This window comes from Sphingomonas sp. 2378, from assembly GCF_038084995.1.
Taxonomy (GTDB): Bacteria; Pseudomonadota; Alphaproteobacteria; order Sphingomonadales; family Sphingomonadaceae; genus Sphingomonas.
The window spans coordinates 68241-91919 of record NZ_JAXCMJ010000003.1 but is presented as its reverse complement, the minus strand read 5'-3'; the positions used below and the strand labels follow the sequence as shown (position 1 = coordinate 91919).

The following is a 23679-nucleotide window of genomic DNA, read 5'->3' as shown; positions in this document are numbered from 1 at the left end:
CCCGGTGGGGCTCCTTTCCATGGGCGGAAGCTTCGTCTAAACGGCGGGACTTCCGCCCATCTTGTCCGGTTCAGACCATGACGCCCACCGGGATCGAGGCCGTCTTCCTCGCCAATCGCGACAAGCTCGTGCGCTTCCTGACGGCGCGCGGCGCGGGCGATGCGGCGGAGGATCTGGTCCAGGACCTGTGGCTGAAACTGTCGGGGCGGATGGATGGGCCGATCGCCAATCCGCTGGCCTATCTCTACCGCGCGTCGGACATGCTGATGATCGACCGCTATCGTGCGCGTCGCCAGGCCGAGCAGCGCGACCAGGCCTGGGCGGAAGGACAGGGTGGCCCCGAGCCGCCCGCCGCCGAACGCGCGGTCGAGGCGCGGCAGACCGCCGAGCGGGTGGCGGCGACGCTGACCGCATTGGGCGAACGGCCCGCGCTGATCTTCCGCAGGGTGCGGATGGACGGCATCCCCCAGAAACAGGTCGCCGCCGAACTCGGCATCAGTATCAGCACCGTCGAAAGCGATCTCCGCATGGCCGCCCATGCGCTCGCCGCCCTCAAGGAACAGATCGGATGAGCCAGGACCGCCATATCGCTCTCCCCGCCACGGATGCGGTCGCGCTCGACTGGGCGCTGCGGATGGCCGATCCGGCGCGCGCGGACTGGGATGCCTTCACCGACTGGCTGGAGGCCGACCCGGCACACGCCGAACGCTATGACCGGATGGCCGCGACCCTGCTCGACGCCGAGGATGCGCTGGCCGCGCATCCCGAACTGCTCGACGCGCCCACGCCCCTGCCGGTCGAGGAGACGCCCCGTCGTCGTCCGATGCGCTGGATCGGTGGAGCGATCGCCGCCGCGTTGGTCGCGACGGTCGGCGTCACCGTCTGGCCGGAGCGCGCCCAGCCCTATGCGGTCGAGACGGCGGCGGGCGAGACGCGCAGCGTGCCCCTGCCGGATGGCAGCACGATCCTGCTCGCCGGGAACAGCCGGGTCGAGCTGGATCATGCCGATCCGCGCCGGGCCGTCATGGCGCGCGGCGAGGCGCTGTTCCGGGTGCGGCATGACGCAGACCATCCCTTCGCGGTGCAGGCGGGATCGCTGGCGCTGGTCGATCTGGGGACGGTGTTCGACGTGCGGCTGGGCCAGGCACGGACCCGCGTGGCGGTCGCCGAGGGCGCGGTGATGGTCGATCCCGAGGGCGCTGCGCTGCGCCTGGATGCGGGACAGGCGGTCGTCGCGACGCGCGATCGGTTGGAGCGGGAAGGCGTCACTCCCGCCGATGTGGGCGGCTGGCGAGAGGGGCGGATGGCCTATGACGGCGTGCCCCTGAGCGATGTGGCGGAGGATGTGTCCCGCTTCCTGCCGCAACCCATCGGTGTCGCGCCCGCCATCGCTGGCAGGCCGTTTCGCGGCACCATCGATCTGGAGGCGGTGCGGCGTGATCCCCGGCTGCTGGGGCCGTTGATGGACGTGACCGTGCGGCGCGGGGCGGCTGGCTGGATGCTGGAACCACGCGGGTGAGGCTGGCGGGGGGCGGGATCGTCGGGATGCTGATCGTCGCGGGCGCGCCCGCGATGGCGGCGGACCGCGCGCCCGTCGACCTGCCCGCCGGAACCGTCGGTACGCAGGTGATGGCCTTGGGACGGCTGACCGGGGCCAACATCGTCGTACCCGATGCGCGGCTATGGGATCGGCCCGTGCCGCGCCTTCGCGGGCGATGGTCGGTCGAGCAAGCGCTGGCTCTGATCGCGCGGGGCAGCGGCGCGCAGGTCCAGCGGCTGGGACCGGCAAGCTGGCGGCTGGTCCCGCGCAAGGTCGTGCCGGTCGCCAAGGTGGTCCGCCGTCGCTTCATCCCGCCGCCGCCCGAAGTCCCCCCCGGCGATGTCGTCGTCACCGCCAGCAAGCGCGACACGACCCGCGATCATTTCGCCGGGCAGGTGGTGCAGGTGGCGGGTGCCGATCTGGAACTGGGCGGGGCGGGCGGCACGTCGAAGCTGGCCGACCGGATGACCGCCATCGCCTCCACCTATCTGGGTGCGGGTCGCAACAAGCTGTTCATCCGGGGAATCGCCGATTCCAGCTTCACCGGCCCGACCCAGGCGACGGTCGGGCAGTATTTCGGCGACCTGCGGCTCAGCTACAACGCGCCCGACCCCGATCTGCGACTGGCCGACCTGGCGGCGGTCGAGGTGCTGGAGGGGCCGCAGGGGACGCTGTACGGCGCGGGGTCGCTGGGCGGGCTGATCCGGCTGGTCCCCAATGCGCCCGATCCGACCCGCGCCGGGGGATCGGTGATGCTGGGCGGCTCGGCGACGACGAACGGCAGCCCCGGCGCGGACGGGCAGGCGGTGCTCAACCTGCCGCTCATCGCCGACCGGCTGGCGGTGCGGCTGGTCGCCGACAGCGCGAGCGAGGGCGGCTATATCGACAAGCCGCTGCTCGGGCGCACCGACGTCAACCGCACCCGCATCACCGGCGGACGCGCCGCGATCCGCGCCGATCTGGGCGGCGGATGGAGCGTCGAGGCGATCGGCATCGGCCAGCGCATTCGCGGCGCCGACAGCCAATATGCCGATCGCGACGGCCCGCCGCTGACCCGCTCCGCCCCCGTGACCGAGGGGTTTTCGGCGGATTTCGGCCAGGCGCAACTGGTTCTGTCGGGGCGGCTGGGCCGGGTGCGCTTCCGGTCGAGCAGCGGGATCACCGCGCATGACCTGATGGAACGCTATGACGCGACGCCGCCAGGCGGCCCGGTTCAGCTCTTCGCCCAGGCCAACGAGACGCGGATGCAGGCCAATGAGACGCGGGTCTGGCAATCCGCGCCCGACGGGTCGGGCTGGCTCGCGGGGTTCAGCTATATCCACAACCGTACTCGCCTAACGCGCCTGTTCGGCGAGCCGGATGCGCTGGTGCCGCGTACCGGCGTCGTCAACACGGTCGAGGAGGCGACCCTTTATGGCGAGGGAAGCGTGCGGCTTCTCCCCGGCCTGCTCGCGACCGGGGGCCTGCGGGTGACGCATTCGGTGCTGGACGGCGCGGGGGAGGATCTGCCCGCTGCCTTGTCCTTTCAGGCGATGGTGCGGCTGGCCGAGGTGACGGCGCGGCGGGCGCAGACGATCCTGCTGCCCTCCGCCTCCGCGCTGATCGACCTGACGCCGGGTGCGCAACTGTTCCTTCGCTATCAGCAGGGGTTTCGCCCCGGCGGGCTGACGATCGAGGGGCCGCTGGTCCGACGCTTCCGCAACGACCGCGTCGCGACGATCGAGGCGGGATTGCGGACCGGCCAGCCGGGGCGCGATCGCTTCGACGCCTCGCTGACCCTCGCCCATACCGCGTGGCGCGATATCCAGGCCGATTTCATCGACGCGACGGGCCTGCCCAGCACCGCCAATATCGGCGATGGACAGCTCTGGACGGTCGAGGCGCTGGCTGGCTTCAAGCTTGCCCCCGGTCTGCGGATCGAGGGAGCCCTGTCCTATAACGACAGCCGCATCGATGAGCCGTCGAGCGCGCAGGCCTTCGCGCTGATGGACGGGCTGGTCGCCGATCCCGTCACCGCGCGCGCCGCGATCCTGGCGCGGCTGAGCCAGATTCCCAACATCGCCCGGATCACCGCGCGGGCGGGGGCGGTGTATCGCCGGACGCTGGCCGGTGGACGCGACCTGCGGGTCGATGGCTGGCTGCGCTATGTCGGCTCGTCGCGGCTGGGCGTCGGGCCGGTGCTGGGCGAGTTGCAGGGCAGCTATCTGGACAGCGGCGTGACCGCGCGACTGGGCCTGGGTGCATATGGCGTGACGGCGGGGATCACCAACCTGGCCGATGTGCGCGGTAACCGCTTCGCGCTGGGCACGCCCTTCACCACCGGGCGGGATCAGGTGACGCCGCTCCGCCCCCGGACGATCCGGATCGGGCTGGACGCGGCGTTCTGATCAGCGGCGGGGCGGTGCCTTCCCGAACAGCGCCAGCGGCACCGCCTGAGCCATGACGCGGTAGCCCGCCGCACTGGGATGAAGGTGATCGCCGCAATCATAGGCGGGCAGCAGCCGCGCGGGCTGCGCCGGATCGGCCAGCGCCTTGTCGAAATCGACCACGCCGTCGAACAGGCCGGAGGTGCGGATGAAGCGGTTGATCGCCTGTCGATCCGCCTCGGTCTCCGGGCCGGGATGATAATAGTCGTTGCCCTGGAACGGCGTGATCGTCCCGACGATCAGGCGGATGCCATGCGCGTGCGCCCGCTCGGCAAGCTGGCGATAGGCGAAGGTGATCTGCCGCACGATCGCCTGATGCGTGGCTGTGTCCACCGGGTGTTCGCGGGTCAGCATGCCCAGGTCGTTGACCCCCTCCAGCAACAGCGCATGGGTGACACCGGGCCGTGCAATCACGTCCCGGTCGAACCGCGCCATCAGGCTGGGTCCGAGACCGTCGAGCAGGACGCGATTGCCGCCGATCCCCGCATTGACCACGGAGAAGCCCCGCGTGGCCGGGCTGGCCGCCAGCCGCTTGGCCAGTTCGTCGGGCCAGCGCGTATTGCTGTCGTCGACGATGCCATAGCCGTCGGTGATCGAGTCGCCGATCGTCACGATCGTCCCGGTCTGCGCCGCATCGCGGACCTCGATATCGGACAGACTCCACCAGCCGCCGATCTTCTGCGCATCGGGGAGGGCGGTTTGTGCCGTGGCGTCGCCCGAAATCAGGAAGGTGGTCGAGCGCGCGCCCGAATGGCCGGTCGGAGTGGTGACGGCTTCGGGGAAGTAGAGGCTGACCGCGACATCGCGCCCGCGCGTGACGGGCAGGGGGATGGGGTCGGAATAGATTTCGGCTCCCGGCGGCACGATCACATCGCGCGCGCCGTCGAACAGGATGGATTGCGGCGCGGTGACATTCGACTGGCCGGGTTGCGCCATGCCGATGGTGGCGGCGCCGATCTTCAGCGGGGATTGCCCGGTGATGTTCGACAGGCGTAGCCGGATCGTCTTGCCATCGGCGGTGAGGTGGACGATCTGGCGGATGGTGGCGGGCCCGGCCTTGGCGACCTTCTCGGCATTCGGACCGTCCAGCCGCATCTGCGACGCACCCCAGGCCGGCGTCCACCGAACCTCCCGCGCCGGAGCCGCCGCCGCCAATGTCAGGCCCAGAGCGATCAGCCCGGTCAGGCGGCCGGTTGCCCGGTGAAAGGCGCGCGCCTTGGTCATGTCCATCCCCTCCAAAATGTCGATCCGCGCTTGCGGCTTTGCACTATGGTAGCGATAACGGAGCGATAGGCCAATGAGAAAGCTCATGAAGCATGGATGGCTTCGGGGCGGGGAGAGAGATGATGCGCCACCTGTTCATGTCCGTCGCTTTGACGGCGCTGATGCCGGGTGCGGCCTGGGCCGCGTCGGACTGCACCGGGCCGATCATGGCATGCGAGCGGGCGATGCCGGGGAGCCTGGCGCTGCTGGCACCCGGCCGCACGGCAACCATCGTGGTCGATGCGGGCGATGAGCCGGGCGTCGCGCGGGCTGCCCGGGATCTGGTTGCCGACCTGAAGGCGGTCGGCGGCGGCGATGTTCGGCTGGGCAACAATGCCTCACGCGGGGCCAGCGTGATCGCGGGCACGCTGGGGCACAGCGCGCTGATCGACGGGCTGGTCCGGTCGGGCAAGCTCGATGTGTCGGGCTTGGCGGGGCAGTGGGAAGGCTATGTCGAACAGGTGGTCGACAATCCCCTGCCGGGAGTCGCCCGTGCACTGGTGATCGCCGGGGCGGACCGGCGCGGTACCATCTTCGGCCTCTACGACATCAGCGCCAAGGCGGGGGTGAGCCCCTGGACCTGGTGGGCGGACGTGCCGGCGCAGCGTCACCCGACGCTGTACGTGACGGCGGGTCGCGTGGCCGACCATCCGGTGGTCAAATATCGCGGCATCTTCATCAACGACGAAGAACCGGGCTTCGGCGGCTGGGCGCGCGCGAAGTTCGGCGGGATCAATCACCTGGCCTATGAGAAGGTCTTCACGCTACTTCTGCGGTCCAAGGCCAATTTCCTCTGGCCCGCCATGTGGGGCAAGTCACTGTGGGAGGACGATCCGGCGTCCGCTCCGCTGGCGCAGGAGATGGGGGTGCTGCTGGGCACCTCGCATCACGAACCGATGCAGCGGGCGCAGGCCGACTGGAAGCGGGAGGGGCGCGGCCCCTGGGACTATAGCAAGAATGGCGATGTGCTGCGTGCCTTCTGGCGCAAGGGCATCGAACGACGGGGCAAGGCCGAGGACCCGGTGACGATCGGGATGCGCGGCGATGGCGACGAGCCGATGACCGAGGGGACCGCCACCGGCCTTCTCGAACGCATCGTCCGCGACCAGCGTCAGATCATCGCCGATGTCACTAAGCGACCCGCCGCCGAGACGCCGCAGGTCTGGGCGCTCTACAAGGAAGTGCAGGATTATTACGACAAGGGGATGCGCGTCCCCGAGGACGTGACCCTGCTGTTCGCCGACGACAATTGGGGCAATATCCGCCGCCTGCCGCCGCTGGGTGAGCATCGCGCGGGCGGGGCGGGCGTCTATTATCATTTCGATTATGTCGGTGGTCCGCGTAACTACAAATGGCTGGACACGAACGCGATCCCCCGCGTCTGGCAGCAGATGCGCATGGCCGACCAGTTTGGCGCGGAGCGGCTGTGGATCGTCAATGTCGGCGACCTGAAGCCGATGGAATATCCGACCAGCTTCTTCCTCGACATGGCGTGGAACCCGGCCCGCATGGATCTGGCCGCGATGCAGGCCTATCCCGTCCGCTGGGCGACGCAGCAATTCGGTCCCGCTCATGGGGCCGAAATCGGCAAGCTCCTGACCCGCTATGGCCAGCTCGCCAGCCGCCGCAAGCCCGAGCTGATCGACGCCACCACCTATGGCCTGAAGAACGGAGAATGGGCGCGGGTGCTGGGCGAATGGAATGCCCTCGACACGGCGGCGCGCGGGGTGGAGGCTCGGCTGCCTGCCCATCTGCGTGATGCCTATTACGAACTGGTGCTGCACCGGGTCCAGGCGATGACCAACCTGCACCGGCTGTACGAAGCGGTGGCCGCCAATCGTGCGGCGGCGCAGGTTGGGGACGGCGCGGCGGCGGAGCGGTTCGCTACGGCGGCGCGGGGCTATTACGCGCGCGATGCGGCCATCCGCCGCCGTTACGAGGTGGAGACGGCGGGCGGCAAATGGACCAGCATGATGGCGCAGACCCATATCGGCTATACCGGCTGGCAACAGCCCGACAGCGATGTCATGCCCGCCTTGGCCAGCGTCGCCAAACCCCTGCCGCTACCGCCCTCCACCCCCGCGCCGCGCCTGGCACTGGCGGCGGATGCCGGTCGCGCGGTCGATGGACGGGGCATAAGCTGGCAGCGTGTGGCGGGCTTCACCGCCGAGGGTGCGGCGATGGTCGCCAACCTCGCTTCCGCGCCGGTGGTCGAGCGTCCCGGCGAGGACAGCCCGCATATCGTCTATGACCTGAACTGGGATCGCGCGGGGCCCGCGACCCTGGGCGTGGTCGCTGCCCCCGGCCTGGACGTGCGCGGCGGGGGCCAGCATCGGATCGCGGTGTCGGTCGATGGAGGCGCACCGGTGATGCTCGACCTGATGGCGGGCGAAACGGAGGAAAGCTGGGGCCGCGCGGTGATCGAAAACCGACGCATCGCGACCACCCGCCTAACCGATCTGACCAAAGGCAGGCATCGCGTCACCCTGTGGCTGGTCGATCCCGAAATCGTGGTGGAGGGGATCACGCTCGATCCCGCCGCCTAACCGCCGCGAAGCATCCGCATGGCCTGGGCACGGAGGATGCCGATATTCTCCGCGCTCATACCCAGCACGCCGTGCCGCTCCTCGGGCAGATGGGCCAGCGGGTGGCCGTCGGGGCGGAAGACATAATGGTCGAACCAAGCCCGCCACGCCGCACGCTCCGCCTCAGGACGCGCGGCGATGGCGCTCATCGCGAGCAGCAGGGGAGCGAAGGGCTGGTCCGGGCCGACGGGAAAAGCGTCCCACCAGTAATTGACCAGGATGTTGAGCGATCCGCTCGCCTCCACCCGGTGCCACCACAGCTTGGGCATATAGAGCGCGTCGCCCGCCGAGAGTTCGACCGTGATCGCACGGTCTCTCGCCCGTTCGAACCGGGGATAGCGGGGATCATCGGGTGCGGCTTCGGCGGCGAGTGCGACCGGCTGTCCGGCCATGGTGTGGTCGATCGGTCCGACATAGAGATCGCCGATCGCATTGGGCGGATAGAGGGTGAAGCGCCGCTGCCCCGCCACGACGCAGGCGATATTGTCCATCATGTCGTAATGACAGGCTATGGTCGAGGCATGGCCCATCCAGATGCGCGGCGGCACGTTCGTCGGCGCGAAGGGCAGGATATTTTCCTCCGCCAGTCCGGGCAGGACGAGCGGGATGGGGAGTGACCCGACATAAAGGGTCTCGGCCTCGTTGCGGCCCGTGACGAGGCGTTCGACGGCCTCGCTCAGCGGCATCGACTCGCGCCGGAAATTGAAGCCCGACAGATCGTCGGTATAGTGATAGCGCCCTGCGATCGCCGCATCGCCGACAAAGGCCTCGATCCGCCGCCCCGCGTCGAAGCGCGCGAGATACTCGCCCAACGCCGCCCCACCGGTCGCGGCGATCCGCGCCAGCGGCCAGTCGCGCACCGCGCCGCGAAGCACGACCGGGCGACAGGGTTCGGTCACGAGCCGCCGAAACGCCCCGGGCTCGTCCAGCGTGGCGGGGTCGATCTCGACCGCCGCGCCGCTCACCGGGCCAGTCCGCTCAGCCGGTCGTTGCGCCGACGCGCGAGGAAGGGGATGTGCCGGACCGAGCCGGTGATCGCATAGACGAGTTGCAGATCGCCCGACCGGAAGAGCGCCAGCGCCGCCTCGTCGGGCAGACCGTGTAGCGCGTCGAGGCTGATCGTGTAGAGCGCGTCCAGCCTCAGGCTCTCGCCATTGTCGAACTGGAAATTCAGGTCGATCGGCTCGACCAGCTTGCGATCCAGCAGGCGCGCGATGAACCCCTCCGTCTCGGGCAGGCCGATATGCAGGCGTCGCAGCGCACCCTGCACCCGGCGGAGCGCCGGGGCCGCGCCGCCGTCCGATTCGAAGATCGGGTCTCCTTCCATCTGGGTCAGTGCGGCATGGGTGGGGTCGATCGCGATATTCTCGCCCGAGACGTAGAAACCCTGCCGCTCCAGATCGGCGGGGCGATAGCCCGCCAGGGTGGCGTTGGTCGTCAGACAGAGATTTTCGTCCGGCACCAGCCCCATCAGGGCACCGGGATAGAGATCGCCGGTCTCCGGGTGACGCGCGAACAGGATCGGGTAATGCAGCGCGGCCGGGAGAAACTCCTCGGCCACCAATTGTACGAAGTGGCGCGCCGCATCGGGCTTGGTCGAGACGCGAAGGGCGGCATGACGCGCGCTGTCCAGCAATTCCATTTCGGCCATGGCGATTCGGTCCTTTCGCATCCTCTCCGGCCCGATTCTGACGAGGGAACCGGACGACGAGGCCCCGGATTTGTCGGCATCCATGACCCCCCGTCAAGGCGTTCAAGTAGTGGGGAAGTAGCGGGTTGCGATCGCTCTGACAAATGCCTTGTTTCGGAGTCATTATAACGCTAACATCATGTCATCGAATGGGCGGTACGGTGGCGATAACCATCGATCGTACATTGACCATAGAACCGAAGGAGAGGGGAAGATGGTGTCTCGCACTAGCTTTGTGGGCGCATTCGTTTCGCGCCGCGGCCTGATGACCAGCGTGTCGCCGCTCATGGCCCTGGCGATGATCGCGCCGGGCGCGGCCTTTGCTCAGACTGTGGCTCCCGGAGCCGTTCGGCCGGACACCCCGGTTCAGGCCAACACCACCACCGCCCAGGAAGCCGGAACCCCGCAGGATCAGGCGACCGCCCCCAGCGCGCAGAACAATGCGCCGTCCCCCTCGGGCGAGGTTGCGGAGGGCGAGATCATCGTCACCGGCCTGCGCAGTTCGCTCCAGCGCAACCTCGATATCAAGCGGACCGCGACCGGCGTGGTCGACGCGATTTCTGCCGAAGATATTGGCAAGTTTCCCGATTCCAACGTCGCGGCCTCGCTCCAGCGTCTGCCCGGCGTGTCGATCCAGCGCTCCGGCGCGCGCGGCGAGCCGACCGGCATCACCGTTCGCGGCTTTGGCGGCGACTTCAACACCACCCTGTATGACGGCCGTCGCATCTCGACCGCGACGGGCGGGCGCCAGATCGACTTCAGCACCGTCGGTTCGGACTTTATCGGCCAGCTGAGCGTGCTCAAGACGCCCGACGTGACGCTGGCCTCCAGCTCGATCGGTGCAACGGTCGACATCCAGTTCCCCAAGCCGTTCGACCATCCCGGCTTCCGCGTCGCGACCAGCGCCTCGGGTTCGCTCCAGGATCGCGCGGGTCAGGTCGTGCCGACACTGGGCGCGCTGGTCAGCGATACCTTCGCCAATGATACGCTGGGTATCCTGTCGAGTTTCATCTATACCCGGCGTGATACCGATACCAATCGCGTCTATGTGTCGGGTTGGCCGGGCGGCAACTTCGCGCCGTGCCAGTTGGCGGGCAGCACCGCCGCGACCTGCGCACCGACCACCGACGCCAGCGCTGCCCCCAGCAACCGCCGCACCCTGACCGGCTGGTTCCCGCAGCAATATGGCGCGGAGCAGCAGCGGACCAAGGACGAACGCGTCGACGGTCGCGTGGCCCTGCAATGGCACCCGAACAATGACCTGATGGTCACGCTCGACAACAACTTCTCCCGCCAGACGATCTCGACCGACATTTACGGCTTCGGCGTGTGGTTCAGCCAGGAGTCGCTGCGCAACGTCCAGCAGGACGCCAACGGCACGGCAGTCAGCTTCACCCAGGCGGGGTCGCCGACCGACTTCACCGCGGCGATGAACAAGCAGATCCTTCAGACCAACCAGACCGGCCTGAACGTCAAGTGGGACGTCAATGAGAAGGTGACCGTCGAGGCGGACGGCGCCTATGCCAAGAGCTGGCTGAACCCCGGCAACACCATCGGCAGCAGCAATGGCGATATCGGCTATGGTGGCGCGCTGGGCACCAATCTGGGCTTCAACGTCACCGCCGACAGTAACAAGGCGTTCCCGACGATCAGCAATTTCGGTCCCGCCGGCAATGGCGGCCGCTGGGCCGATCCGACCGCGATCGGATCGCACGTCACCGTGCTCCAGACCCAGCAGAATACCGACGAACTGAAGCAATTCCGCGGCGTCGTGACCTGGAAAGAGGACAACATCACCCTCAAGGCGGGCGGCCAATATACCGACGACACCTTCAACCTGCTGAACCGCAGCACCTTCACCAACAATTTCTGGCAGGCCTATGCCGGTTATGGTGCGCCGTCGGGTCAGGGATCGGGCATCTCGCCGCTGCCGTCGAGCCTGTACCAAGGGTCGATCAGCCTCAACAACTTCATTCCCGGCTTCTCGGGCAGCCTGCCGCCCTCGGTCCTGATCTACAGCCCGCAGGCCTATCAGAACTACCTGACCAGCCTTGGCAATCCGCAGGCGCAGAACGTCCCCGGCTTCAACTATAATGGCGGGGTGAACGGCTTCACCGGCCAGTTCACCGAAGCGGTCGATCCGGGCAGCATCCTGTCGGTCAACGAAAAGACCCTGTCGCTGTTCTTCAGCGGCAGAATGGAAGGGCAGATCGGTTCCATGCCGCTGCACGCCGCCTTCGGCGTGCGGACGGAGAACACGCGCCTCCTGTCGATCGGTCAGGGGCGTGCGCCGACGTCGATCACGCGGAGCACCGCCGATCCGACGCTGTTGTCGATCGCCTTCACCGACGTCCAGCCGATTTCGAACCGCAGCAGCTATACCTATGTGCTGCCCTCGGTCGATCTGCGACTGGAGGTGACGGACAATCTGCAATTGCGCTTCGACGCATCGCGCACCCTGACCCGTCCGGGCCTGAGCCTGCTGAACCCCGTCGTCGGCATCGGCAACGGCCAGCGCGTCGGGGCGCTATCGGGCAGCGGCGGCAATCCGAACCTGAAGCCCTATCTTGCCGACAATTTCGACGTTGCGGCGGAATGGTATTATCAGCGCAACTCGTACATCGCGGTTGACCTCTTCCTGAAGAATGTCAGCAACTTCATCGTCGGCGGCGTGACCAATCAGACGGTCGGCGGCGTGATCGACCCGACGACGGGCCGCCCGGCGGTCTTCGCCATCACGGCCCAGGTCAACGGGCCCGATGCGACGGTGCGCGGCGTCGAAATCGCGTGGCAGCAGGTGTTCGGCGACAGCGGCTTCGGCTTCCAGGCGAACGGCACCTTCGTCAACACCAACAAGCCCTATGATCCCAAGGTCGTCGGGCAGAGCGGCTTCGCGGTCACGGGTCTGGCGAATTCGGCGAACTTCGTCGGCTTCTATGACAAGAACGGCTTCCAGTTCCGCACCGCGCTCAACTGGCGGGACGAGTATCTGTCGGGCTTTGGCCAGAACCAGAATACCGGTTCTTACGGTGCCGAGCCGACCTTCGTGAACCAGAGCTTCCAGGTCGATCTGACCAGCAGCTACGACGTCACGAAGAACTTCTCGATCTTCGGCGAGGTGCTGAACATCAACAAGAACAAGCAGAGCACCCATGGCCGGTTCAAGAACCAGTTGCTCGACGTGTTCGATTACGGTCGGCGCTTCACGCTCGGCGCCCGCTATCGTTTCTGACGATAGCCACTGGCGGGGATGTCGGGCCGTGGCTTGACATCCCCGTCCTTTCCCGGACCCTTCGGCCCCATGGTTCAGCCTGTTCAGCATATCGTGATCGTCGGCGGCGGGACTGCCGGCTGGTTGACTGCGGGCGTCATCGCCGCGCGGCATCAGGGGCGGCGACCGCATGGCTTCACCGTCACGCTGGTCGAGTCCCCCAATGTCCCGATCATCGGCGTGGGCGAGGGGACTTGGCCAACGCTGCGTACGACGCTGCGCAAGATGGGTGTGTCGGAGACGGTCTTCTTCCGCGAGTGCGATGCCTCGTTCAAACAGGGCGCGCGGTTCAACCGCTGGACCACCGGCGCGGCGGATGACGGCTATTACCACCCGCTGATGCTGCCGCAGGGTTTCGGACAGGTGAACCTCGCGCCCCACTGGCTGGCGGGTGAGGGGCAGGAGAGTTTTTGCGACGCGGTGACGCCGCAGGGGCGGATCTGTGACGCGGGGCTGGCCCCCAAGACGATCGCCACGCCCGAATATGAGGCTCTGGCGAACTATGCCTATCATCTGGACGCGGGCAAATTCGCCGATTTCCTGCGCCGCCATTGTACCGAGCAACTGGGCGTGCGGCATGTGCTCGCCGATGTCGAAGAGGTGTTGCTGACCGAGAGCGGCGACATCCGTGCGGTTCGGACCACCCAGGCGGGTGAGGTTGCGGGCGATCTGTTCGTCGATTGCACCGGCTTCCGCTCGCTCCTGCTGGGCGAGGCGATGGGGGTGCCGTTCAAGCCGTTGAACGACGTACTGTTCTGCGACACGGCGCTGGCGATCCAGGTGCCCTATGACGATCCCGAAGCGCCGATCGCCTCGCACACCATTTCGACCGCTCAGTCGTCGGGGTGGATTTGGGATATCGGCCTGCCGACCCGGCGCGGCGTCGGCCATGTCTTTTCCAGTAGCCATATCGGGCGCGACGAAGCAGAGCGGGAATTGCGCGCCTATCTGGGCGAGGCGGGGCGGGATTTGCCCGTTCGTGAGTTGAAGATCCGCGCCGGGCACCGGACGCGTTTCTGGGAACGCAATTGCGTCGCGGTCGGGCTGGCGGCGGGGTTCCTCGAGCCGCTGGAGGCGTCCGCGATCGTGCTGATCGAACTCTCCGCCAAGCTGATCGCCGAGCAGATGCCCGCCTGCCGCGAGGTGATGGACACGGTCGCGCGGCGGTTCAACGACACCACCCTCTATCGCTGGGGCCGGATCGTCGACTTTCTGAAGCTGCATTATTCGCTGACCCGGCGGACCGACAGTGACTTCTGGCGGGACAATTGCCGTCCCGAGACCATGCCAGAGCGGTTGCAGGAACTGATGGCGCTATGGCGTTATCAGGTGCCGTGGATGCACGAGGAGTTCGACCGGGTGGAGGAGGTGTTCCCTTCCGCCAGCTATCAATATGTCCTCTACGGCATGGGTCAGCGGACCGAGATCGTACCGGGGAGTCTGGTCGCCGAGACGGTCGCGGCGGAGCGGGCCCGGCGCGAGAATGACGTGCAGACCGGCCGGCTGCTCGCTGGGCTGCCCCGGAACCGTGATCTGATCCGCAAGATCGTCGAGCGGGGATTGCCGACGATTTAGTCCGTTGGGGTGATGACCTTTCCCGTCAGCGCCCCGTCAGCGTGAAGCTGTCCACATCCATCCACCCGCCCTTCGTGCCCGGATTGTAGCAGAACAACGCGAATTGCTGCCCCTGGAACGTGCCCGTCCGCCAGTCGAAGGCAAGCGGGAATTCCCCGCCCAGCGTCCGCCAGTTCCGCCCATCCACGCTATAGGCGACGCTCGCCCGGTCGGTCTTGAAGTCCATGTCCGTGCGCAGGAACAGGCGTTTGCCCTCGACCGGCCGGACATCGATGCGGAGGTCGGTCTTCTGCGTCGTCGCCTTATCCTCGATCACGCGCATCGTCAGGGTCAAGCGACCGTCCGTGCCGCGCCCGACCGCGATATGGCCGCTATATTTGCCGAAGGTGCCGAAGCCGCACTGGTCGCCCGCGACGATGTGCGAGGTATCCATCGCCACCACGCCGCGACCGAACGGCCCCTGTCCCTTTTGCAGCAATGTGTTGCGGGCGCTCCACAATGCGGGTGCCTGTGTGGCGTGCAGCCGCAGAAAGCCGGGCCGCTCGGTCAGCGACCAGCGATCCGGCAGCGGGTTGTGGTTCCACTGCCATTGCAGGCCGAGCTTCGGCGTCGCGAAATCGTCCGAGGCGGGCAGCGAGGCGATCGGCTGCCCCTTGATCGGTTTGGGCGCGGTGGCGGGCACCCGGCCCGGCGCGTCGGGCGTGCCCCATACCGGCCAGCCGTCCTTCCAGAAGACCGGGCTGATATTGGTCATCCGCCCGATCGCGCCCGCATCGGTCATCACGAAGCCATAATCGGTGCCGTCGGGCAGATCGACGATCGCGCCCTGATGCCCGCCGGTCGTGTCGTCGATCTGGTCGCGCGTCTCCCATGGCCCGAACAGGCTCCTGGCGCGCGACACCGTCATGCCGAGCCGCCGGGGGATGGCATTGAACATGTAATAATAGTCACCGCGCCGGACGATCTTGGAGCCCTCCGCCCCCTTGTTGAAATAGACGACGCGCTTGTCGGTAACGGTGCGCAGGTCGCGGCTGAGGCTGAGCAGGGTCGTCGTGCCGTCCGACCCGACCGAGGTCATGACATAGGCGCTGCCGTCCTTGTCGATGAACAGGCCGGGATCGAACGCCGCCTCGCTCAGCCGGTTCATCTCCCAGGGGCCGCGAATGTCGCGCGAGCGATAGATGCGGGTCTTCTCGCCCACCGGCGTCACCGCGATGTAGAAGACGCCGTCATGATAGCGCAGGCTGGGGGCGAAGATGCCCTTCCGGTACGCGCCTCCGTCCTTCAGATCATATGCTGGCAGGCCCTCCAGCCGGTCGATGACATGGCCGACGAAGCGCCAGTTCACCAGATCGCGCGAGGTCATGATGGTCAGGCCGGGAACGTTGGCGAAGGTCGTGGTGATGAAATAGAAATCCCGACCCACCCGGATGATGTCGGGATCGGGATAATCGGCATAGAGCGGCGGATTGGCATAGGTGCCGTCGCCGCGATCCGACTGCCACGCCTGCGCCGCCGCCATCGCCGAAACGCCGCCGAGCGTCAGCATCGCGAGAAGAAGAACCCGCCGCATCACCGCGCCGCATAGACATAGGGGCCGATCACGGTGCCGACGAAGCCGCCCGCGCGCGCCGTGCTGAGGAAGCGCACGTCGAGATCGGATTTCAGCGTCGCGGTCTTGCCGCCGACCGCATAGTCGAACGCCATCTCTCCGCCCCGGGCATGGATGGTCAGCGTCACCGGCCCCTTGCCCGTGAAGGGCGCGGAAGCGACCAGCGTTTCGGGTGCGGTTTCGTCGCGGGTGTTCTTCCCCTCCCGCTTGTAGAGCGCGATACGCGGTTGGCCATTGATGCGGGTCAGCCCGAAGAACAGATAGGCATAGTCGTTCTGCATCGCCGCCAGCCCGGCGCGGGCACCGTCCTTGGCCGGAGCATAGCGCAGCGTCGTCGAGACATCGGCGATCGCATGTTGTTGCCGCCGCCCGACAAAGCCCGGCACGCCCTGTCGATCCCCCAATGCGTCGCCGCCGCTCAGTTGCAGCGTGCCGTTCGCGACCTTGTAGAAGGGCGTCTTGGGGGTGCGAACGCCGATCCATTGCATCGCCAGCCTGTTGCCGTCGAATTCATCCGTATAGCCGAAATCACCGCTGGTCGGCAGCTTGGGCGCGGGGCTGGCGGGCAGGTTCGGAACCTTGTGCGTCCATGGCACCGTCTTGCCGTGATCGAGAATGATCGGCCAACCGTCCTTCCACGTCACGGGCAGCAGGAAGGTCTCGCGTCCGATATTGTAATAATCCTCGGCATAGGGCCGCGTCGCCAGAAAGGTCGCCCACCAGTCGCCATTCTGCGTCTGGACCAGTTCGGCATGGCCCGCCGCGCTGATCGGATGAGGGCGCTTGGGGTCGAGATCGCGCTGGGTCAGGATCGGATTGCCTGCGAACGGCGCGTAAGGGCCGCGCAAATCTTTGGAGCGCAGCACCACCTGCGAGTGGTTGACGCTGGTCCCGCCCTCGGCGGCGGTCAGATAATACCAGCCGTCCTTCTTGAAGATGTGCGGCCCCTCGATCCAGACCGGCTTCTTGGACAGATCGACGCCGCCATTGACCAGTTGCGTGCTCTCGCCGACCATCTTGCCGGCGCGCCAGTCATATTCCTGGATCCAGATGGCGCGGTGGCCGTCATAGCGCGGCGTCTCGGCAGGGGCGCGATTGTTGACGATATAGGCGCGGTCGCCTTCCCAATAGAGGGACGGGTCGATCCCCTCGAAGGGCAGCCAGATCGGGTCCGACCACGGCCCCGCCGGGTTCCTGGCGGTGATGACGAAATTGCCCCGGCACTGGACGCAGGTGTTGACGATGTAGAAAATACCGTCGTGATAGCTGATGTCGGGCGCGAACACCGCTTCCGAAATCGCGCGCCCCGTGAAGTCGAGCTGCCCCGGCCGGTCGATCGCATTGCCGATCTGGGTCCAGTGGACGAGGTCGGTCGAATGGAAGATCGGCAGGCCGGGAAAGTGCGCGAAGGACGAGTTGACGAGATAATAGTCCTTGCCCACCCGCGTCACCGACGGATCGGGATAATAGCCCGAGATGATCGGGTTCAGATATTCCCCGGCTTTCGGCGTGATCTGTTCGATCGAGCGGCCCTTATAGGTGAAGCGCTCGAAGGTCGCGGTCTGGGCCGAAGCGGCTCCGGCCACGACCAGCGACAGGGCGAGGGCGGTGAGGGGGCGGCGGATCACGCGATACCCTTTCGAACGGGGGCGGCGCGAAGGGCATCGGCGATGGCGGCACGCAGTGGCTTGGGTTTCAGGGCGTCGTCATAGGGCAGGGGCCGCTGCGGCAGGCCATCGGCGCGGGGTGCGAAGCCGTTCAGCCAGCTATGCTTGTCCCACAGCCCCCAGCACAGTAACTGGTCGAGCTGCGGATAGGTCAGCATCATGTCGAGATAATCGCGCGCCACCGCCGCGGTTTGTGCATCGCGCCGTGCCACGTCGCGCGGCATTTCGCGATCGTTGATGTCGAACTCGGTGATCAGCAGGCGATAGCCCATGGCGGTGACGGCATCCAGGAAACGCTTCCACTCGGCGCGCTGGATGCGCGAATGGCTGCCGTCATTGCCCAGATGGCTCTGGATGCCGAGCGCGTCGACGGGGACATTCTCCTTGCGGAACCGCTCCAACAGGCGGAGCACGCCCGCCCGGTGCGCCTCATTGCCGACCTCCCACGACATATAGTCGTTATAGACCCGCTGGGCATGGGGGGCATGCTCGCGTGCCGCCTCATAGCCGATCTTGAATATGTCGAAGCCCAGCGCCTGGTCGAACACCGTGCCCCGGACCTGGCCCGTCTTGGGATCGATCGTCTCGTTGACCACGTCCCAACTATAGATTTGGTCGCCGAAATGCCCGGCGACCTTTGCGATATAGGCGCGAAGCCACTTCTCCGCGCCCGTCGAGCGGACCCGCTCGGCCAGCGCGGGCGAGATATATTTGTCGTAGTTCCACAAGAGCGTATGGCCGCGCAGCTTCAGCCGGTGGTCCCGCGCGAAGCCCGCGATACGGTCGGCGGGCGCGAAGTTCAGATGCTCGGGGTCGTTGCCGAGGACATAGACCTTCATCTCGTTCTCCGGCACCAGCACGCCGCATTCACGCGTGACGATCGCGGCATGGGCGGGTTCGTTGATCGGCGAGCCCCGGCCCGCATTGATCGCAGTGCCGAACAATATGCCCTTTTGCGCCGCCAGATCGCGCAGCGGCGTTTCATCCGTCGCCGCCCATGCCATTGACGGGAGCGCTCCCATCGCAAGACCGCCCGCCATTCCGACCAGATGCTGACGGCGAGTCAGGACCGGCCCATTTTCCTTGGGTTTCATCACCCTCTCCCTATGTCTTTGCGCTGACAGTCGCATGGTCGCCCGGAAACGGCAAGGCCATGCGACGGCGACTTATATCGCGCTGCTCCAGGTCCTTAGTCGAGCAAGCGCGCCTCGCCCCACACCACCGGCAGCGCCGCATCGGGAGCGCTATCGGCGCGCGTGACCAGTTCGACCAGCTTGCGGCCCCGCACATCCGCCTCGATCGTCGCGGGCGCTTCGTTCAGGGCCATGGGGCGCGACCGGGTAAGCAGCTTGCCGTCGCCATAAACCTCGAACACCACGCGTCGCCCGCGTGCGGTGGCGGAATCGTCGATGCCGATCGTGGCGGCGAAGCGGCTCTGGCCGGGATTGCGCACCTCCAGCCGCGAGTTGGCGAGCACGCCGAGCCCGGTGTCATAGGCTTTGCCCGCCATCCGCAGCGGCCGACCGAAAGGCGTGCGATCCGCCTGTGCGCCGCCCCAGCCGCCATATTGCGGAAAGTCGCCCGGCCCCTTGCTGCCGCCCCAGGGGCTGAGTTCGTGATGGATGGTCGGATCGCCCTCGGGCGTCCGGACGCCATCCTCCGCCGGGTTCACGTCCCCCGGTGTCTCCGACAGATAGTGGCCGCGCGGCAGCCGACGCTCGCCGGAGATGCGGTAGATCAGCGTCTGGTGTGGCGCGAGCGTCAGCTTCGTCTCGCCCGAAAACTCGCTCTTCTGCCCGGTCCACAGGTCGGTCATGGCGACGGGGCGATCGCCGCGCAGCTTCAGGTGATCGGCGGTCAGGACGGGCTGGACCGGCCCGGCGGTGCGGTTGAGGATCGCCACCGCCTTGTCGCCGTCGGCCAGCGTCTTCACGAAGATCTGAACGTCGTCCGACAGATAGGCCGGGGTCGCCTGATGCCCCGCCGGGTCCTGGTTCAGCGCGATGATCGCCCGGTTGCCGAGAAGCGCGATCTGCTCGGCATTGGCCTTGCGCAGGTCGAAGCCGATCAGCAGCGGCGCGTTCATCATCGCCCACAGCGCGAAATGCGATCGCGCCTCGGTCATATGGTTCGCGTCGAACTCGCCCGAGCCGACGAACAGCATGTCGGGGTCGTTCCAGGCGTGTGGATGGGCGTAGAGCGCGCGGGTCGCGCTGGTATCGAAATTGGTCAGCATCCGCGACCAGTGCGCGGTGATATCGTCGCTGGTGCGCGAGACATTGCCGATCTGCTTGCCCCAGTTGCGGACGTCGGACGATCCCCAGAGGCAGAGCGAGAAGATATAGTCGCCGTCCGGATTTTCCCGGCGCAGCGCCGTCGCCACCTGGTCGTACAGCGCGCGGACCGCCGGAATATCGGTCCGTGCGAGGGAGTTCATGTCAATCAGTGGCGCCAGTTCGCGATAGTCGCCCTTGCGGACATGGTCGCTGTCCTTGCCCAGCCCGCGAATGCCGCAGCCATCGACCTTGATGTAATCGAACCCCCATTCGCGGAAATAGAGCGCGATGTCCTGATCGACATGGCCGTAAAGCCCGACCTCGCGCTCGGCGACGGTCCCTTCGGGCTGGTTGGCGAAATTGGGGGTATAGACCTGGCCGCAACTGTTGCGCCCGATGTCCGAATAGATGCCCGCCTTGAACCCCATGGCATGGAGCCGGTCGGTGAGTGGCCGGAAGCTGGTCTGCTGGTTGGGTCCGGCGGCAGCGGAAGGGAATTTGTCGGTGCGGATCACCATCCGGCCATCGGGTTGCCGACGGCGCAGCCACCAGCCGTCATCGATGTTGATATAGCGATAGCCCGCATCGCGCAGCCCCTTGTCGACAATCAGCTTGACCGAGGCCATCACCTTGTCCTCGTCGACATCGCTGTTGAACGCGTTCCAGCTGTTCCAGCCCATCGGGGGCAGGCTCGCCTGGCCGTCCTGGTTGGCGCTCCAGCGTCCGGTCGGTGCGAGCGGATCGACGGCGGTCGTCTGAGCAACGCTCACAACGGGCGTCATGAGCCCGAGCAGCGCCGCGCCACTTGCCAAAATCAACCGCTTCGTCCGTGGCATAGCCATCCTCCCAATCTGTTTTGCGGGCATCTTGTCGGACTAAAAAGGGGCTGTCCACCGCCTGTGATCGATTGCCATGGATTTGCCGGGTGGACAGGATGACGACGGGTGATAACGGTAACAGAAATCACGATATCGGGAGTGGATGGTCATGAAGGCATGGCGTGGATCGATCTTGGCCGCCCTGGCACTATCGGTGGCGTATCCCGCCATGGCCCAATCGCAAGGCGATGGCGAGCAACAGGCCGATACGCTTGCCGAGCATCTGGTCGCGCGGATGACGACCGACGAAAAACTGGCGCAGTTGCTCAACACCGCGCCCGCCATCCCCCGGCTGGACGTGCCCGCCTATAATTGGTGGACGGAGTCGCTTCACGGTGCGCTGGGGCCGGTGCCGACGACCAATTTCCCCGAGCCAGTCGGGCTGGCGGCGACCTTCGACGAAGCGCTGGTCGGTCAGGCGGCGCAGGTCATCAGCCGCGAGGTGAGGGGACTCCACGCGCTCGCCCGCCGGACGGGACGGATGGGGCGGATCGGCACCGGGCTGGATAGCTGGTCGCCCAACATCAACATCTTCCGCGATCCGCGCTGGGGCCGGGGGCAGGAGACGTACGGGGAAGATCCGTTCCTGACCGCGAAGATGGGCGTGGCGTTCGTTCGCGGGATGCAGGGGACCGATCCGACGCGGATCGACGTGGTCGCCACCCCCAAACATTATGCGGTGCATAGCGGCCCGGAATCGACCCGGCATGAGGCGAATGTCTATGTCTCGCGGCACGATCTGGTCGACACCTATCTCCCCGCCTTTCGCGCGGTGATCGTCGAGGGCGGGGCGGGGTCGATCATGTGCGCCTATAACCGGATCGACGGCCAACCGGCGTGCGGCAGCGACCTGTTGCTCAAGGAGTATCTGCGCGGGAGCTGGGGCTTTCGCGGCTATGTCGTGTCCGACTGCGATGCGGTGAAGGATATCGCCGCCAACCACCATTACGCGCCCGATGCCGCCACCGCGGTCGCCGCCGCGATGCGGGCGGGCGTCGATAACGAGTGCAACAATGCGACACTGACCGACACGGACGGGCTGACCAATCCGTATCGCGACGCCCTGTCGCGCGGGCTGATCTCGGTTGCGGATATCGACCGCTCGCTGACACGGCTGTTCGCCGCCCGTTATCGCACCGGCGATCTGCCGGGCCTGCGTCCGCTATCGACCCAGACCAGCTCCCCCGCCGATGTCGATACCCCCGCGCATCGGGCGCTGGCGCTGGAGGTCGCGGAGAAGAGCCTCGTCCTTCTCAAAAACAAGGGCGTCCTGCCGCTCAAGCCCCAGGCGCGGATCGCGGTGATCGGGCCGCTGGGCGATGCGACGCGGGTGCTGCGCGGCAATTACTCTTCCTCGCTGTCGGGGCCTGCCTTCTCGGTGGTCGACGGGTTGCGGCGGGCCATGCCGGGCGCAGAGGTGCGCTATGTCCCCTTCGCCGAAACCTTCACCGATGGCGATCCGATCCCGACCAGCGCGCTCAGGACCGAAGACGGCCAGCCCGGCCTGTTCGCCCGCTATTACAATGTCGTGGGGCGCGTCCCCGAGCGTTTCGCCCCCGGTGCGCTGGGGGAATGGTTGAAGACCGCAAGATTCGAGGAGCGCCCGGTCGTCACCCGGATCGAGGCCAATGCCGCCTCGCGCAGCCTGGACCTGTCCTCGGTTCGCGACGTGCACCGGGCGGTGTGGACCGGCTATCTCGTTCCGCCGGAGACGGGCCGCTACCGGCTGGGCATATCCGGGTTCAACGGCGCGATGACGCTGGACGGACAGCCCTTTGTCGATCTGACCAAGGCATCGTGGAACAGCCTGCCGACGATGCGCACCGTCACGCTGGAAAAGGGGCGGCGTTATCCGATCACGGTCACGACCGAGGCGCGTATCCTGACCGGTATCAACCTGGTCTGGAAGCGGGTGTCCGACGATCCGGCGGGCGAACTCCGTGCGGCGGCGAAGGCCAGCGACGCGCTGGTCGCGGTGGTCGGCCTGACCTCCGATCTGGAGGCGGAGGAGGCGCCGATCTCGGTTCCGGGCTTCAAGGGCGGCGACAAGACGACGCTCGACCTGCCCGCCGACCAGCAGGCGCTGCTCGAACAGGCCAAGGCGACCGGCCGCCCGCTGATCGTCGTGCTGATGAACGGCAGCCCGGTGAACCTGGCCTGGGCGAAGGCCAATGCCGATGCGATCGTCGAGGCCTGGTATCCGGGGCAGGCGGGCGGGCTGGCGGTCGGCAATGTCCTGTCGGGCAAGACCAATCCGGCGGGTCGCCTGCCGCTAACCTTCTATCGCTCGGTCGAGGACCTGCCGCCCTTTGGCGACTATGCCATGAAGGGGCGGACCTATCGCTATTTCACCGGCACGCCCGTCTATCCGTTCGGTTACGGGCTCAGCTATACCAGCTTCGCCTATGCGCCGGTGTCGGTCCAGCCGGGCGCGGACGGGGCGATGCGCTTCACGACCGAGGTGCGCAATAGCGGTCGCCGGGCGGGGGACGAGGTGGCGCAGCTTTACCTGAACTTCCCCAAGGTCGAGGGCGCTCCCCGCATCGCGCTACGCGGGTTCCAGCGGGTGCATCTGGCCCCCGGCGAGCGGCGGCGGCTGACCTTCACCCTGACCCCGCGCGATCTGAGCGCGGTGGATGCCGATGGCGTAAGGATGGTGATGAAGGGCGATTACCGCGTCTCGGTCGGGTCGGGACAGCCCGATACCGGCGTGCCGGTGCGGAGTGCGGCATTCCGGATCGAGGCGCCCCGAACGATCCCGGATTGATCCTCCCCGGCACGGGGAGGTGGCAGGGCGAAGCCCTGACGGAGGGGGGCTTCGACGGAACATGTCCCTCGCGGCCCGCCCCCTCCACCATGCTCCGCATGGTCCCCCTCCCCGTACCGGGGAGGATAG

At 67.0% G+C, this 23679-nt stretch carries 14 protein-coding genes; 7 read left to right on the top strand and 7 right to left on the bottom strand.

Annotation, left to right across the window (positions count from 1 at the left end; genetic code table 11):
• The first annotated feature begins 77 nt into the window (after window positions 1-77).
• Genes SM191_RS02675 through SM191_RS02665 form a run of 3 tightly spaced genes read left to right on the top strand, consistent with a single transcriptional unit; the run spans window position 78 to window position 3927 of the window.
• Window positions 78-572, top strand: a complete 495-nt coding sequence (locus SM191_RS02675) for an RNA polymerase sigma factor (protein ID WP_341504867.1) — start codon at window positions 78-80, stop codon at window positions 570-572.
• Complete coding sequence (locus SM191_RS02670) at window positions 569-1519, top strand: FecR family protein (RefSeq protein ID WP_341504866.1); 951 nt, start codon at window positions 569-571, stop codon at window positions 1517-1519. The genes SM191_RS02675 and SM191_RS02670 overlap by 4 nt, the downstream gene beginning before the upstream one ends.
• The gene (locus SM191_RS02665) at window positions 1516-3927 is read left to right on the top strand and encodes a TonB-dependent receptor (protein WP_341504865.1); all 2412 of its coding nucleotides are present in this window, start codon (window positions 1516-1518) and stop codon (window positions 3925-3927) included. Before SM191_RS02670 ends, SM191_RS02665 begins: the two co-directional genes overlap by 4 nt.
• Here SM191_RS02665 and SM191_RS02660 read toward each other — a convergent pair whose 3' ends face one another.
• The gene (locus SM191_RS02660; protein WP_341504864.1) at window positions 3928-5190 is read right to left on the bottom strand and encodes an SGNH/GDSL hydrolase family protein; all 1263 of its coding nucleotides are present in this window, start codon (window positions 5188-5190) and stop codon (window positions 3928-3930) included.
• A 119-nt stretch (window positions 5191-5309) separates the two neighbouring features.
• Between SM191_RS02660 and SM191_RS02655 the strand changes: the two genes are divergently transcribed.
• Window positions 5310-7775, top strand: a complete 2466-nt coding sequence (locus tag SM191_RS02655; protein WP_341504863.1) for a glycosyl hydrolase 115 family protein — start codon at window positions 5310-5312, stop codon at window positions 7773-7775.
• On the opposite strand, the gene SM191_RS02650 is transcribed toward SM191_RS02655, so the two are convergent.
• Together SM191_RS02650 and SM191_RS02645 are read right to left on the bottom strand one after the other, a co-directional pair.
• A complete protein-coding gene (locus SM191_RS02650) occupies window positions 7772-8779 on the bottom strand; it encodes a cupin-like domain-containing protein (protein ID WP_341504862.1) in 1008 nt (335 codons plus the stop codon). The genes SM191_RS02655 and SM191_RS02650 overlap by 4 nt on opposite strands.
• Window positions 8776-9465 (bottom strand): SapC family protein, encoded by a 690-nt coding sequence (locus SM191_RS02645; protein ID WP_341504861.1) that lies wholly within the window; start codon window positions 9463-9465, stop codon window positions 8776-8778. Before SM191_RS02645 ends, SM191_RS02650 begins: the two co-directional genes overlap by 4 nt.
• A gap of 253 nt (window positions 9466-9718) precedes the next feature.
• Between SM191_RS02645 and SM191_RS02640 the strand changes: the two genes are divergently transcribed.
• Both SM191_RS02640 and SM191_RS02635 read left to right on the top strand, forming a co-directional pair.
• Window positions 9719-12736 (top strand): TonB-dependent receptor, encoded by a 3018-nt coding sequence (locus tag SM191_RS02640; protein WP_341504860.1) that lies wholly within the window; start codon window positions 9719-9721, stop codon window positions 12734-12736.
• Between the two features lie 69 nt (window positions 12737-12805).
• Window positions 12806-14350, top strand: a complete 1545-nt coding sequence (locus SM191_RS02635; RefSeq protein WP_341504859.1) for a tryptophan halogenase family protein — start codon at window positions 12806-12808, stop codon at window positions 14348-14350.
• 25 nt (window positions 14351-14375) lie between these two features.
• Here the strand turns inward: SM191_RS02635 and SM191_RS02630 are convergent, their stop codons facing one another.
• The 4 genes from SM191_RS02630 to SM191_RS02615 form a co-directional block, all read right to left on the bottom strand.
• Window positions 14376-15923 (bottom strand): glycoside hydrolase family 43 protein, encoded by a 1548-nt coding sequence (locus SM191_RS02630; protein WP_341504858.1) that lies wholly within the window; start codon window positions 15921-15923, stop codon window positions 14376-14378.
• Window positions 15923-17590, bottom strand: a complete 1668-nt coding sequence (locus tag SM191_RS02625) for a glycoside hydrolase family 43 protein (RefSeq protein ID WP_341504857.1) — start codon at window positions 17588-17590, stop codon at window positions 15923-15925. Before SM191_RS02625 ends, SM191_RS02630 begins: the two co-directional genes overlap by 1 nt.
• Window positions 17587-18723, bottom strand: coding sequence for an endo-1,4-beta-xylanase (locus tag SM191_RS02620; protein WP_341504856.1), 1137 nt, complete (start codon window positions 18721-18723; stop codon window positions 17587-17589). Before SM191_RS02620 ends, SM191_RS02625 begins: the two co-directional genes overlap by 4 nt.
• Window positions 18724-18818: 95 nt before the next feature.
• Entirely contained in the window at window positions 18819-20741 is a 1923-nt protein-coding gene (locus SM191_RS02615) for an NPCBM/NEW2 domain-containing protein (protein ID WP_445949801.1), read from the bottom strand.
• Between the two features lie 151 nt (window positions 20742-20892).
• Between SM191_RS02615 and SM191_RS02610 the strand changes: the two genes are divergently transcribed.
• The gene (locus SM191_RS02610) at window positions 20893-23550 is read left to right on the top strand and encodes a glycoside hydrolase family 3 C-terminal domain-containing protein (RefSeq protein WP_341504855.1); all 2658 of its coding nucleotides are present in this window, start codon (window positions 20893-20895) and stop codon (window positions 23548-23550) included.
• The last annotated feature ends 129 nt before the right edge of the window (window positions 23551-23679 follow it).